This window comes from Collimonas sp. PA-H2, assembly GCF_002564105.1.
Lineage (GTDB): Bacteria > Pseudomonadota > Gammaproteobacteria > Burkholderiales > Burkholderiaceae_D > Collimonas.
Genome location: NZ_PDBX01000001.1, coordinates 5,402,263 through 5,416,292, shown reverse-complemented (window position 1 = coordinate 5,416,292; position 14,030 = coordinate 5,402,263). Strand labels below are relative to the sequence as shown.

Below are 14,030 nucleotides of genomic sequence, written 5' to 3'. Positions count from 1 at the left end.
GATGCGCGAGGGCAGGTCGCCATTTGCGATTCTTGCTTCCTGGTCTTTACCGGTGGGTACCCAATGAAGCTCCGAGCCATGAAAAAATTCAGCGCTTTATCTCAAGTCATCGTTGAACAGGCGATCTTTACCTTGTCGTTTTTTTCCACGCAAGCCTTGCTGGCCAGGTATTTGAGCGTGGCAGGTTTCGCGTCATTTTCGGCGGTGTACTCGGCGGTGATTCTGTTAAACATCATCCATGGCTGCACCGTGATGGAACCGCTGCTGGTATTTTCCAAATCAGATCATGGCATCAGCAAGCCTTTGCTGATGCAGTTGCACGCGCCGCTGGCCCTGGCGAGTATCCCCGTGACCATCTACCTGGTGGCGCATATTCCCAACGCGCCGCCGTACTTCGTCCTGGCGCTGGTGTTTGCACTGGCCGGTTTCATCGTCTACTGGACGGTGCGTTCCATTGCCATTCTTGAAAACAAGAGCCTGAAGTCGGCGCTCCCTGCCTTGTCGCAGTTTGCCGGGGTCTGCCTGGCGATTACCCTGATCCCGAAGGATAGTCCGTATCAGCTGAATGAAGTACTGATTTTCATCGGATTGCCGCTGCTGCTTACCAGCGCCCTGATCTCCAGGGGCGCGCCGCCCAAGGCAGGGGAGGTCAGCGGCACGCCTCTGGAACGCCCTCCCTGGCTGAGCTTCGGCTTGAACAATACGTTCAGCCAGATCCTGGTGTGGGCCATGACCCATGGTCTGGTGATTTTCTACATGTCGCGCCAGCAGGCCGACCTGGCGGCCAATTTCCGTGTCGTGATGACGCTGGTCTTGCCGGCGCAATACCTGAATATCGCCATTTCCAATTATCAGCTGCCCAAGCTTGCGCGTCTGGCGGAGGAGCGCTCGACGCAATTTTCGGCGATGGCGCGCACCTTCATCCTGGTCACGCTGGGACTCAGTCTTTTATACAGCCTGCTGCTGTGGATGGCAGGAGGGTCGCTGGTCGGCATGCTGTTCGGCGCCAAATACGCCGGCCTGAACATGCGCGACTACATCCTGTTTCCATTTGTCTTCGCCGCCATCCAGGGCGGCCGGACAGTCTTGAAGGCGCTCAGGCTTACCCACTATGCAAGCTGGGCGGTCACCGTCGGCTTTCTGTTTTTCCTGCTCGCATTTTCCCTCAACGGCCACGGTTCCATCAACAGCGTATTGATACCCACGGTATTCGGCCTGGGAGCGGCGGCCGTCATCATGTTTTACCAGATCAAGAAAAGTCTAAAGGCTATTTATCTATGAAAATTGTGATTTGCGCTGTTCCGTATAGCCCGAACCTGGGCGACGGCGTCATCTATGAAAATCTCAGGCAGCTGCTGACAGAGCTCGCGCCGGCCGCGCAGATAAGCGCACTCGACATCGCCGGCCGCGATGGCTATGACGCTTCCAGCGTTTCCAGGAAGCCTTTGATAAACCGGGTGCCGGGACGGCTGCGGCCATCGGTTGTGTGCGCCTATTTCTGTCTGCAGTACTGGTGGCGCTGGCGTCATAAATGGGCGGAACAGCTGGCAGACGCCGATCTCATCGTGATCGGCGGCGGGCAGCTTTTCATGGACGCCCATCTAAATTTTCCCATCAAGCTGTTTTTGCTTTCCAGGACCATCAAAGCGATCGGCAAGTCCGGCAAGGTTGCCATTTTTTCCGTGGGCGCGTCAAAACTGATGTCCGGCGTCGGCGCCAATCTGTTCCGGCGCGCCTTAAAGAATATGGCGCCGGTGCGTATCAGTGCGCGCGACATGCTGTCGGCGCAGCACATGAAAAAATACCTGGCGATCGAGGGCGATGTCTGCATCACTCCTGACCCGGCGATTTATTCGCAACAGACTTATGCGCAGGATACTCCCGCTGCGCACGGCGGAAATGTGCTCGGCATCTGCATCTCCTGTCCGCTTGAAGTCAACCACGGCGTCACAAGCGGGCCGGCCTACGAATCGAAAATTTCCGAATTTTTCGAGAACCTGGCGCTGCAGGCGATAGCAGTGGGGTATGTCGTCAAGTTCTTTACCAACGGCGCCCCGGAAGACGAGGTATTTAAAGATGCGCTGGCAGCGAGGCTGAACAGCCATTGCATAGTCAATGTGCCAAGGGCCGCTGCGCCCGCGCAGCTGGTGGAAAACATCCGCGCTTGCGACTACATCATTGCCCATCGGCTGCATGCCAGCATCGTTGCCTACGCCCTGGATATACCTGCCATCGGGCTCAACTGGGATGTCAAGGTCAAGTCGTTCTTTGAACTGATAGGCCGCAGCCGGTTTTTCATTCCATCGCCGATACCGGACGTGGAACACACGCTTGATCTGCTTAATCACGCGCGGGCATCGTGCGGGACGGAAAAATCGCGCCTGACGCTGAGGCTGAAAAAAGAAGTGTCGGCGCTGCTGGAATCATCCGTTCAGCAGGGCTCTACCGCGGGAACGCGGCGCTGGATAGGCGGCAACGTCGATTATGAAAACATTGTATAGGACCCGCATCAACCCCGAAATGCGGGTTGTCAGCGCGATATTCATGCTGTTGCTGAGCGGTTTGATCTATTTCTATCAGCGGGTCTTTCTTCCGGATTATTTTTTCATCGATGAAAAGACGATTACCGACCTGATCAGATACACCGACCTCGATATTTCGCTGCAGGATTCATTTACCAACACCGCGATGGTATATGCCCTGATCGGACCGGAATGGTCGCAGATCCTGCTGCTGCTGGCAACGGCGGCGGTGATCGTCTACGTCTGCAAAAAATCCTACCGGCTGATCGACCTGCTGTTTGCCTTTCTCCTGATGCTGTCGTTTGCGCTGTTCAACCTCAAATTATCAAAAGAAGTGATCGTCATCATATTGAATCTGATCGCTTGCGCGGTGTGCGCCACGCAGCTGTCGAATCGCAAGAAAATCGCGATCGTGACCGTTCTTTATCTACTGTATGCGTGGAAATTTCGCGTGTACTACGCCGTCATCGCGGCCCTGATGCTGGCCTTGTATGTGATCGCCGGCAGCCGCGGCAAGTTGCGCCTCTGGCTTGTGGCCGGCATGTTGCTGCTGTGCTGCGCGATACCGGGCGACTTCTGGGATCAGCTGCAGCAGGCACGCGATGTCGCCAACGCCAACCGCGAGGGCTTGTCCGATTCCAAAACCATGTTCACGAATCTGCTGGCGCCCAGCGGCGTGCTTACCGTTGTCCCGAACGCGCTGTTTGCCGCCGTCCGTTTTTATTTTGCACCCTTGTTCTCCTTGCGGGTGCAGGAACTGTTCCTTTCCTCAACGCTGTGGTTTCTCACCCTGGTCTTGTTCAAAAGACGCAACTATGGCGATCCTTTGTTTTTGCTGCTGGCTGCAAATTTTGTTGTCCAGACTTTCTTTGAACCCGATCTGGGTTCGTTCTTCCGCCATTTGAGCGCTTACGCCTTTTGCGTATTCGGGATCCGCTACATCGTCCCGGACGAAGAGGGGGAGCCGCAGGAATTGATGACAGCCGGATTAAACCGCCTTGACGAGGAGATCTGAATGAATCGCGCGCGACCGTTGCACATCCTGAACGTGGCGGAGACTATCAAGGGCGGGATAGCGACCTATCTCGATACGCTGGAGCATTACAGCCGCGATTTCAACTGCCATTTCGAATATCTGATCCCGGCCGCGCAAATAGATCAGATCGCTTCCAGGCAAATCGAGCCGCATGCCTACTCGCGGAAAGGCATAGGTCCGTTGCGGCTGGCGGCGGCCATCGTGCGACTGGCGCGGCAGAGCAAGCCGGATGTGGTGTACGCGCACAGCACGTTTGCCGGCGTCGCCCTGTGCCTGGCCAAACCGTGGTTATGCCGAGGCACCAAAACCATGTATTGCGCGCACGGCTGGGCCAGCTTCCGCGATCGCAGCAAGCTGGTGATACTGCTGAGCCGGATTATAGAAAGAGGCATGTCCTATATACCCGATGCGGTGGTGAATATTTCCCGCCATGAGCATGAAATCAACCGCATACACGGTTTTTCAAAGAGAAACGTACTGATCCAGAGCACCGTGCTTGATCGCGATAGCCGGCTGAAGGCGCAGCGCCAGGACGATCAACGGCTGCACATCCTCTTTGCGGCCCGCCTGGATTGGGAAAAGGGCTATGACATCCTGGTCGAAGCGATCCATATCCTGCAAAAGAGCAGGCCGGATTTTGTCTACCATATCGTCGGCGATGCGGTGCTCGGCAATCTCAAGATCGAGAAAATCGTTGCCGACAACGTGCATTACTACGGCTGGATCGATCATGCTGAGATCGATCGTTTTTATGATCGTGCCGATGTGTTCATCGTACCTTCACGCAATGAAGGATTCGGTTTGACCGTGCTGGAGGCGTTCCGCAGTTCGGTGCCGGTGATCGCCAGCGACCGCGGCGCCTTGCCCGAGCTGGTCGAGCATGCGGTCAATGGCCTGGTCTTCAATTGCACGGCTGCCGACCTTGCCGAGAAATTGCATGGCATGGACCTTGATATCTTGCGCAGTTACGGCCGCGCCGGGCGCCGTTCTTACCTGGAGAAGTTCTCGCCGGCGCAATTCGTTGTCAGTTACCAGAAGCTGTTCGGACAGTTGCGCGGCTCTATCTGACTTGTTGCGCGCTGCATGCCGCACGGTTGCCACGCAGTTGCTACTCAGTTGCCATTTTATAATCAGGAGCTTGCATGAAAATGCGTATTGGCGTTTCCCTGCCGTTGCTTGTGTTCTGCACGCTGGGTGGTTCCCAGGCGAAAGCGCTGGAACAAGATGGCATCCCCTCGATTTATCCTACCGCTGCGAGCATCCAGATCGATCCCGTCAAGATTTCGGAAAAGGATCTGCGGCTGATAAAGAAGGCCGGTTTTGAATACGTGCGCTTTGGCGTGCGTCCGGAAATTGCCGCCGTGGCCGGGAAAAAAGCGGATTACGCGGGATTGCTGACGCAACTGCGCGCCCTGCAGTTAAAGCCGGTCCTGACATTGTTCGGCGGGCCAGACGTATGGGGCGAGAGGAAGGCGAATGTCACCAGCCGCCAGATGGCAAGCCAGTCTGCCAGCGATTTTGCCAATTTTGCGCTCGGCTTCATGGATCAGCATCGCGACCCCGACATTTTATGGGAGCTGTGGAACGAGCCGGAAATCCCGACTTTCTTGAAACCGGAACTGTTGCGTCCGGGCCTGGTGCCGTCGGTACAGAAAATCTGCAGCGCTCTGCAAAGCCAGTCCGGCTCTAAAACGTACAAGGTGTTCGGTTTCGGTTTTTCCAAAATGCCGCGCGCTTTCTCCAGTTCGCCCTACGACGAGTTGCTCGACGTTTCTCTAAAAACCTGCCTCAGCGGCATCTCTGTACATCCCTATCGCGAGAAGCCGGAAACGCTGATCAGCGATTTCGCCGAAGTCCGCCAGGTAATGAGTAAATACGAGAAGAGCAGCGCACCTGTGATTGCTTCAGAGTGGGGATATTCAAGCTTTTCTCCGACTCGCGACCTGGACGGCCAGGCGCTGCTGGTTGTGCGGGAGTATCTGTCCAGCGTGTTTGTGCGGCTGTCCTTGCTGAATATCTATGCATGGAAGGATACCGGCGGCGATCCCGCTGCAATCGAGGAAAATTATGGTCTGGTTGATATGAACGGTCAGCCGAAGCCAGCATTGCTGGCCTTGCAGCATTTATTTTCCAGGCTTAGCCAGACACAGCTTGTATCGGCCAAGGCAAGTGCCAGCGACTATCAGTTGACCCTGGGCAGCCAGGCGGCGGCCAAGGATAAACGCACGGTTTATGTAGTCTGGAGCAGCGCCGCCGGTTCCGGGGCGACTTATCAATTTTCCAGGAACGGCGCCAAGGCTTGCGCTATCAGCCGCTTTCTTCCTGTGCAGACCGATACAGCGTGTCCCGGTAGCGGCGGCACGGTGGAGCTGAGGGCCGGTCAGGCGCCGCTGGCTGTCACGCTTTACTATTAAACTGCGGCGGCCGCCCTAATAGGCGGCGCTGCCGGTCCAGCCCTTGAAGGCTGTCCATACCAGGATGCGGAAATCCATCAGGAACGACCAGTGCTGGATGTAGTACAGGTCGAACTGTACGCGTTTCTCCATTTTATCCACGGTATCGGTTTCACCCCGGTGGCCGTGGATTTGCGCCCAGCCGGTGATGCCGGGCTTGACCCGGTGCCGCACCATATACATCTCCAGCAGCTTTTCGTAGAGCTCGTTATGTTCCAGCGCATGCGGCCTGGGGCCGATCACGGACATGTCGCCGATCAGCACATTGAGGAACTGCGGCAGTTCATCCAGGCTGGTGCGCCGCAGGAATTGCCCGACCCGGGTGATGCGCGGATCATGTTGCGTGGCCTGGGTCAGTTTCTTGTGTTCCTGGTGCAGTTTCATGGTGCGGAATTTGTAGACCATGAATTTCTTGCCGTTGAGCCCCAGCCTGGCCTGCTTGAAGAACACCGGGCCGGGCGACGAGTATTTGATGCAGACGGCGATCACCGCAAACAAGGGTGCCAGCAGCGTCAGCGCCGCCAGGGCGAACAGCTTGTCCAGCAGGTGCTTGACGATGGCGTGGATGCCGCTGGGGGCGGGGCGGTTCAGTTCTACCGCCGGGATGCCGAGAAAATTGACGGCCAGGTTGCTCAACATCTGTATGCCTGAAGTATCTGGCACCCAGCGGATGTCGACCAGGGTATTGCGCAGGCAATGCTGCAGCTGTTTCAGCTGTGGCGCGGCGCTCATCGGCAGGGTGATCCAGATTTCATGGATCTCGTGCTGCACCACGTAGTGATGGATATCATCGTAGCTACCGATGTGATCGATGGCAGGATCTTGCAGTTTGTGCGCCTGTTCGCCGACGACGGCCACGGCGCGTACGTCATAGACCGCGGCGGCATTGTGCAGCGCGCGCTTGTGCATTTCCTGCCCGGTGGGGCCATAGCCGACAATCACAATGCGCCGGGTGTTGATGCCGCGCTTGCGCAAGTGACAGGCCGAGGCATAGATGAGAAAGCGGTACAGGGCCAGAAAGACCAGGCTGATCAGATACCAGTACACCAGCCAGCGGCGCGACAAAGCGCCGACCCCATGCACCATGACGCTGAGAGCATACCCCGCCAGCAATATGGCGCCCCAGGCGCAGGCGAGCCGGGTGAAGATCGCCGGCATCGGCCATTCTTGCCAGGATGTATATAAGTTCAGTTTGGAAAATGTCAGCACGCCAAACGCACAACAGAAATACAAGAGCAGCGAATGAATCGGCGCGGTGGTGGTCATGGCCGAATTGAAATGGAAGTGGCCGGCCAGCTGGGCGGTAGCGCACAGGATCAGTGCATCTACCAGCCATTGCGGCAATTCGAAGGTGAGCACTCGTTCGAAAAGTATCAGGGATTTTGAGCTTGCCATGGTTTTTAGGGAAAGCGTCCAAAAGAAGGCATTTGATTGCATTGGCGATCATGCATGCCGCATGCGCCGCTAACGCCCGGCAAGGGCGACCGGTGGCCGTCCGGGCGCGGCATCGGCCGGGGATTCCGGTGATCTCGATGGATTGGCGGCGCGCGCGGTGGAAAATAATTTTCGGCAACGTATGAGTCATCATAAGTCGACTAGCCATTAAATTCAATGATTAAAACGAATTTAATGAATTTGATGTTCTGAAATATATTCCGAAAAATATAGCGCCGCCGCCGGCGAGAGCTGCGGGCTTTGTCCCCTAGGGATCTAAATGTATGAATGTGCGGGAGTAATTCGGCGAGGCGGATAGCTGCCGGGTGCTTTATCCCAGGGGGGAGGCCTTGACGCCTCAGGGTGGGTGCTCAGGTAAAGGAGAAGACCTTATCCTTGCCGATAAAATTTTTACCGCGCGCGCCTTGCATCGCCTGGCTCACCATCTGCCGGGCGTCCTGGAGGGAAACGCCATAATCGGAAAAATCGGTCTTGACGTCCAGCCGATGCAGGAAATCGCGCAAACGCTGTTCCGCCTCTTCGCGGCCGGCGCCGAACACGCGCTGCAGCGTGGCGTCGCGTTCCGCCTGCGCGCCCCAGGCCATGCGCAGCACCATCGGCAGCGTGAAGGAGCAGGCGATGCCGTGCGGCAGTCCGTGGCTCAGCGTCATTTCGTAGGAGATCGAGTGCGCCAGCGCAGTCTTGGTGTTGGAAAACGCCAGCCCGGCTTTCAGGGCCGCCAGCGCCATCGCCGAGCGCAGCGCAGGGTTGCCCAGATCGTCGGCCAGCGCCGGCAGACAAGCCAGGATGTCCTGGATTGCAGAGGCTGCGTAAGTGTCCGAGATAGGGTTGGCGTTGACGTTCCAGATCGATTCCAGCGCGTGCGACAGCGCGTCCAGGCCAGTGGAAATAGTCACCTGGCGCGGCAGGCTCAGCATCAGCGCGGGGTCTACCAGCGCCGCGATAGGCCAGGTGCAATCCAGATGCAGGGAATATTTCTTCTTGCTGGCGGCATCCCAGATGGTTGCCCAGGGCGTGACCTCGCTGCCGGTGCCGGCCGTGGTCGGTATAGCGATCAGGTTTTTCGTCCGCGGCGGCGTGAACGGCTTGCCGTCGGCCAGCAATGCCAGCAATTCCGCGAAACTGCCGCTGGCGGTGCCCACCAGCAAAGCCTTGGCGGTATCGATGACGCTGCCGCCGCCCAGTGCGACCAAGGTGTCGCAGGTCTGCTCCCGCCGCCAGAATTGTTCATACATGGCACGCAAGGCGGCGACATCTGGATTTGGCTGGATATCGTCGATGACATACGAGATACGGTCGCCCAGCAGTTGTTCCATCCGGCTCACCAGGCCGAGCGCCCGCGCTTCCGGAAATGTCACCAGGACCACCTTGCCGGCGCCAAGCAGCTGCGGCAGGTCTTGCAGGCAGCCGTTGCCGAAATGGATTGCGACCGGATTATGAAATCGTTGCGACATTGCTTTTCCTCGTTGCGGATGATGCGCCGTCCGGCTGATGGCTGGCGGTGTTTTGGTTTCTTCAAGGCGGGCAAGTTATCACAAACGTTTTACCGCAGAATGACAGGAGTCCGGCGTCAGGTTGTTTTTTTAAAAAGCCTGTGGTTTTGCGCCCGCGATAGGTAGAATCTAAGCAGAGTAGAGTTCGGAAGAAGTTAACCATTTAGCTATTCGAAGGAAAATCATGCATAACGCCGCAATAGCAGGAAAACAGCAGAAGCTGGCAGAGATGGTCGAATTTGCGCGTGATCGTTTGCCACCGGATGTGTTTGCAACCATGCAACCATTCCTGGCCGAATATTACTCACAGGTGGGGGAAGAACAGATTCTGAGCCGCGACAGCGCCGATCTGTATGGCGCCGCGATGGCGCACTGGCAATTTGGCCGCCATTTCATCTCGGGCACGCCGCGCGTGCGGATCTATAATCCGCGCATCGACGAGCATGGCTGGCAATCCGGCCACAGCGTGATCGAGATCGTCAATGACGACATGCCGTTCCTGGTGGATTCGGTCAGCACCGAAATCAACCGCCTCGGCCTGACCTTGCATGCGGTGATTCATCCGGTGTTCCGCGTCTGGCGCGATGCCGGCGGCCAGGTTGAAAAAATCCAACGCGCCAGCGAAGCGGCCGGCAAGGATGGCGAACAGGCCCGGCTGGAATCCAATATCCACATCGAAATCGACCGCTGCACCGAAGCCGCGCGGATGGAGGAAATCCAGGCCGGCGTGCTCAAGGTGCTGGGCGACGTGCGTGCCGCGGTGGAAGACTGGCGGCAGATGATGGCAGCGGCCAGCGGCGCCATCGATGACCTGAAAAAGCAGGATGGCGCGGACACCGCATTGAAGAGCGAGGTGGCTGAAGCGCGCGCCTTCCTGGAATGGATGGTGGACGACCATTTCACCTTCCTCGGCTATCGCGATTACGAACTGATCGTCAACGCCGGCGAAAATTATCTGCAAGGCGTGCCCGGTTCCGGCCTGGGCATTTTGCGCGATTCCCTGCGCACCTCGGACAGCGCCGACATGACCAAGCTGCCGATCAGCGCGCAAGGCATCATCGACGCGCAGTCGCCGATTTTCATTACCAAGGCCAATTCGCGCGCCACCGTGCATCGCACCGGCTATCTCGATTATGTCGGCGTCAAGCGCTACGACAGCACCGGCAAGGTGATCGGCGAGCGCCGTATCGTCGGCTTGTATACATCCACGGCGTATATGGTGCCGACCAATGAAATCCCGCTGGTGCGGCGCAAAGTAGCCAAGGTGCTGGAGCGCGCCGGCTTCGTTCCGAAAGGGCATTTGTCCAAGACCCTGGCCACCATCCTGGAGCAGTTCCCGCGCGATGAACTGTTTCAGATCGACGAAGATGAACTGTTCGATACCGCCAGCGGCATCCTGCGTCTGGAAGAACGCCAGCGCACGCGCCTGTTCGTGCGTCGCGACGCTTTCGGCCGCTATGTTTCCTGCCTGGTGTTCGTGCCGCGCGACCGCTTCAATACCGAGTTGCGCGAACGCATCCAGGTCTTGCTGCTGGAGGCCTTCAAGGGTACCGGCATCGAATTCACTCCCTTGCTGTCGGAATCGATGCTGGCGCGCATCCAGTTCACTGTCCGCACCGAGCCTGGCACCGTCAGCGAGATCGACGTCGAGCAACTGGAAGCGCGCATAGTCCAGGCTACCCGGCGCTGGCAGGACGACATGGCGGAGGCCTTGCTGGAGCAGCGCGGCGAAGAGCAGGGCACACGGCTGCTGCGGCGTTATGCCGGTTCTTTCCCGGCCGGTTTCCGCGAGGACTACGCCGCGCGCGCCGCGGTGCACGACATCGCCTTGCTGGAAGATGCGCAAAAAAATGCCGGCCTGGCGATGAGCTTGTACCGTCCGATCGAAGCCGCGCCGGCGTCGCTGCGGCTGAAGATATACCGCGCCGGTAAGCCGATGGCGCTGTCGCAAAGCCTGCCCATGCTGGAGCACATGGGCGTGAAAGTGAACGAGGAGCGGCCTTACCGCATCGAACTGCAAGACGGCGAACCGGCCTGGATCCACGATTTCGGCATGCAGACCGCGGACGACAGCGAAGTCGAGATTGACCGCATCAAAGGCGTGTTCGAAGATGCCTTCGCCCGCGTCTGGAGCGGCGAAGCGGACAACGACGATCTCAACCGCCTGGTGCTGCGCGCACGCCTGACCTGGCGCGAAGTGACTATTCTGCGCGCTTATGCGCGCTATCTGCGGCAAGTGGGCTCGACCTTCAGCAACGCCTACATCGAGCAGGCCCTGACTGCCAACCCGGCGATTGCACGCAAGCTGGTTGAGCTGTTCCTGGCACGTTTCGACCCGGCGCATGCCAAAGACCCTGGCGCGGATGCCAGGACCAAGGCCCTGCTGGCGCAGACCGAAGAGGCCATGGACCAGGTGCCGAACCTGGATGAAGACCGCATCCTGCGCCAGTTCCTCGGCGTCATCAGCGCCACTTTGCGCAGCAATTATTTCCAGCGCGGCGCCGACGGCCAGCCGAAGCCTTACCTGTCGTTCAAGTTCGATCCGTCCAAGGTGCCGGGATTGCCAGCGCCCAAGCCGATGTTTGAAATCTGGGTGTATTCGCCGCGCTTCGAGGGCGTTCACCTACGCGGCGGCAAGGTGGCGCGCGGCGGCTTGCGCTGGTCGGACCGGCGGGAAGATTTTCGCACCGAGGTGCTGGGGCTGGTGAAAGCGCAAATGGTCAAGAATGCGGTGATCGTGCCGGTCGGCTCCAAGGGCGGCTTCGTACTGAAAAGCGCACCGCCGGCCAGCGAGCGCGATGCCTACCTGCGCGAGGGCGTGGCCTGCTACCAGAATTTCCTGCGCGGCCTGCTCGACCTGACCGACAACCTGGTCGATGGCAAGGTGGTGCCGCCCGCAGACGTGGTGCGCTACGATGCGGACGATCCTTACCTGGTGGTGGCGGCCGATAAAGGCACCGCCAGTTTTTCCGATTACGCCAACGCGGTGTCGGCTGAGTACGGTTTCTGGCTGGGCGACGCCTTTGCTTCCGGCGGTTCGGTCGGCTATGACCACAAGAAGATGGGGATTACCGCCCGCGGCGCCTGGGAAGCGGTCAAGCGCCATTTCCGCGAAACCGGCCTGAATACCCAGGAGCAGGATTTCACGGTGGTAGGCATCGGCGACATGTCGGGCGACGTGTTCGGCAACGGCATGCTGCTGTCGCGCCATATCAAGCTGCTGGCAGGCTTTGATCATCGCCACATTTTCCTTGATCCGGCGCCCGATCCGGCCGCCAGCTTTGCCGAACGCGAACGTCTGTTCGCCTTGCCGCGCTCCAGCTGGGCGGACTACAACAGCGACCTGATTTCCAGCGGCGGCGGAGTCTATGCGCGCAGCCTCAAGACCATCCCCCTGACGCCGCAGGTGCAAGCCATGCTGGGCGTTACCGCCAGCGAGCTGGCGCCGACCGAACTGATACGGGCGATCCTGCTGGCGCCGGTCGACCTGCTCTATAACGGCGGCATCGGCACCTATATCAAGGCCACCCGCGAAACCCATGCCCAGGTCGGCGACCGCGCCAACGACGCGATCCGCGTCAACGGCGCCGAACTCAACTGCAAGGTGGTGGCAGAGGGCGGCAATCTCGGCGCCACCCAGTTCGGCCGCATCGAGTTTGCGCAAAAGGGCGGCCGGATTTGTACCGATGCGATCGATAATTCAGCCGGCGTCGACTGCTCCGATCATGAAGTGAATATCAAGATCATGCTCGGTCTGATTGTCGGCGATGGCGAGATGACCGAGAAACAGCGCAACAAACTGTTGGCGGAAATGACGGAAGAAGTTGGCTTGCAGGTGCTGACCGACAACTACTACCAGACGCAGTCGCTGTCGGTGGCGGGACGCCGCGCCGCCAGCCTGCTGGAGCCGGAAGCGCGCCTGATCCGCAGCCTGGAGCGGGCCGGCCGGCTTGACCGTGCGGTTGAGTTCCTGCCGTCCGAAGAGGAGTGCGCCGAGCGCAAGACCGCCAAGCAAGGCCTGGCTGCGCCGGAGCGTGCCGTGCTGATGGCTTACAACAAGATGTGGCTGTATGAGGAATTGCTGGCTTCGGATCTGCTGGCGGATCCCTTCATTGCCGCTTCGCTGCCGGCTTACTTCCCGCAGCCGTTGCGCGAGCGTTATCCGGACGCCATGCGGCGCCATCCGCTGGCGCGCGAAATCATCGCCACCTATCTGGTCAATACCTTGACCAACCGGGTCGGCGCTACTTTCGTCTATCAGCTGGCGGATGAAAGCGGCGCCAGTCCGGCCGATGTCGTCCGTGCCACCGTGATAGCGCGCGAAGTCTTCGGTTTCGAGGAAATCTGGCAAGACATCGATGCTCTCGACAACCTGGTGCCGGATGCCCTTCAGGCGCAGATGTTCGTTGATGTCGGCGGTTTGATCGAACACGCCAGTTTCTGGTTCCTGCATCGCCATGTGCAGGAAGCCTCGATCGAAGCTACGGTGGCGCGTTTCCGCCAGGCGGCCGACCAGCTCGGGCCGCAACTGGTTTCGCTACTGGCTGCTACCGACGCCGAAGCGCTCAAGGCCAAACGCGATGCTCTGATCCAGGCCGGCGTCTCCGAACAGCTGGCGCGGCGGGTCGCCAGCGCCGAGCTGATCGGTGCGGTGCTGGATATCGCCGAGGTGGCGGCATCCACCGGCCGCAGCCTGGAGCTGGTGGCGGCGGTATATTTTGCGCTCGACCTGAATCTGAATTTCGGCTGGATGCGCGAGCGGACCAGCGCCTTACCGGTGGATTCGCATTGGCAGACGCTGGCGCGGACCGCCTTGCAGAGCGACCTGACCGGCCTGCAGCGCGCCTTGACAGCCAAGGTGATCCAGCTGTCGCCGGCGCTGGACAAGTCGCAGGAAATGATCGACGTCTGGCAGACTGCCAGCCGGACGCCGCTGGAGCGCTATCGCCGCCTGCTGACCGATTTCCAGATGGGCGGCAACGTGGATCTCGCCATGCTGTCGGTGGCGGCGCGGGAAATGCGGGCGATCGACGCCGCGACTAACTGAAACACCTGGGAGGCGTGGGAGCCG

The 14,030-nt window shown here is 59.2% G+C and carries 8 protein-coding genes; 6 read left to right on the top strand and 2 right to left on the bottom strand.

All coding sequences use genetic code 11. The annotated features are described in order from the left end of the window. The first annotated feature begins 78 nt into the window (after window positions 1-78). From BCF11_RS24880 to BCF11_RS24860, 5 genes are all read left to right on the top strand, one after another. Complete coding sequence (locus BCF11_RS24880) at window positions 79-1,281, top strand: hypothetical protein (RefSeq protein WP_098497126.1); 1,203 nt, start codon at window positions 79-81, stop codon at window positions 1,279-1,281. Beyond that, window positions 1,278-2,501: a polysaccharide pyruvyl transferase family protein gene (locus tag BCF11_RS24875; RefSeq protein ID WP_098497125.1), complete on the top strand. Its 1,224-nt coding sequence runs from the start codon at window positions 1,278-1,280 to the stop codon at window positions 2,499-2,501. The genes BCF11_RS24880 and BCF11_RS24875 overlap by 4 nt, the downstream gene beginning before the upstream one ends. Then, window positions 2,485-3,537 (top strand): hypothetical protein, encoded by a 1,053-nt coding sequence (locus tag BCF11_RS24870; protein ID WP_143751464.1) that lies wholly within the window; start codon window positions 2,485-2,487, stop codon window positions 3,535-3,537. Before BCF11_RS24875 ends, BCF11_RS24870 begins: the two co-directional genes overlap by 17 nt. After that, entirely contained in the window at window positions 3,538-4,626 is a 1,089-nt protein-coding gene (locus tag BCF11_RS24865; RefSeq protein ID WP_098497123.1) for a glycosyltransferase, read from the top strand. It abuts the gene before it with no gap. A 74-nt stretch (window positions 4,627-4,700) separates the two neighbouring features. Further along, window positions 4,701-5,972 carry a hypothetical protein gene (locus BCF11_RS24860; protein WP_098497122.1) on the top strand — a complete coding sequence of 424 codons (1,272 nt, stop codon included), beginning with the start codon at window positions 4,701-4,703 and terminating at the stop codon, window positions 5,970-5,972. A 15-nt stretch (window positions 5,973-5,987) separates the two neighbouring features. Here BCF11_RS24860 and BCF11_RS24855 read toward each other — a convergent pair whose 3' ends face one another. Together BCF11_RS24855 and psrA are read right to left on the bottom strand one after the other, a co-directional pair. Next, the gene (locus BCF11_RS24855; RefSeq protein WP_098497121.1) at window positions 5,988-7,406 is read right to left on the bottom strand and encodes an undecaprenyl-phosphate glucose phosphotransferase; all 1,419 of its coding nucleotides are present in this window, start codon (window positions 7,404-7,406) and stop codon (window positions 5,988-5,990) included. A gap of 410 nt (window positions 7,407-7,816) precedes the next feature. Next, entirely contained in the window at window positions 7,817-8,920 is a 1,104-nt protein-coding gene (gene psrA, locus BCF11_RS24850; RefSeq protein ID WP_098497120.1) for an iron-containing alcohol dehydrogenase PsrA, read from the bottom strand. Between the two features lie 223 nt (window positions 8,921-9,143). Between psrA and BCF11_RS24845 the strand changes: the two genes are divergently transcribed. Continuing rightward, window positions 9,144-14,006, top strand: coding sequence for an NAD-glutamate dehydrogenase (locus tag BCF11_RS24845; RefSeq protein WP_098497119.1), 4,863 nt, complete (start codon window positions 9,144-9,146; stop codon window positions 14,004-14,006). The last annotated feature ends 24 nt before the right edge of the window (window positions 14,007-14,030 follow it).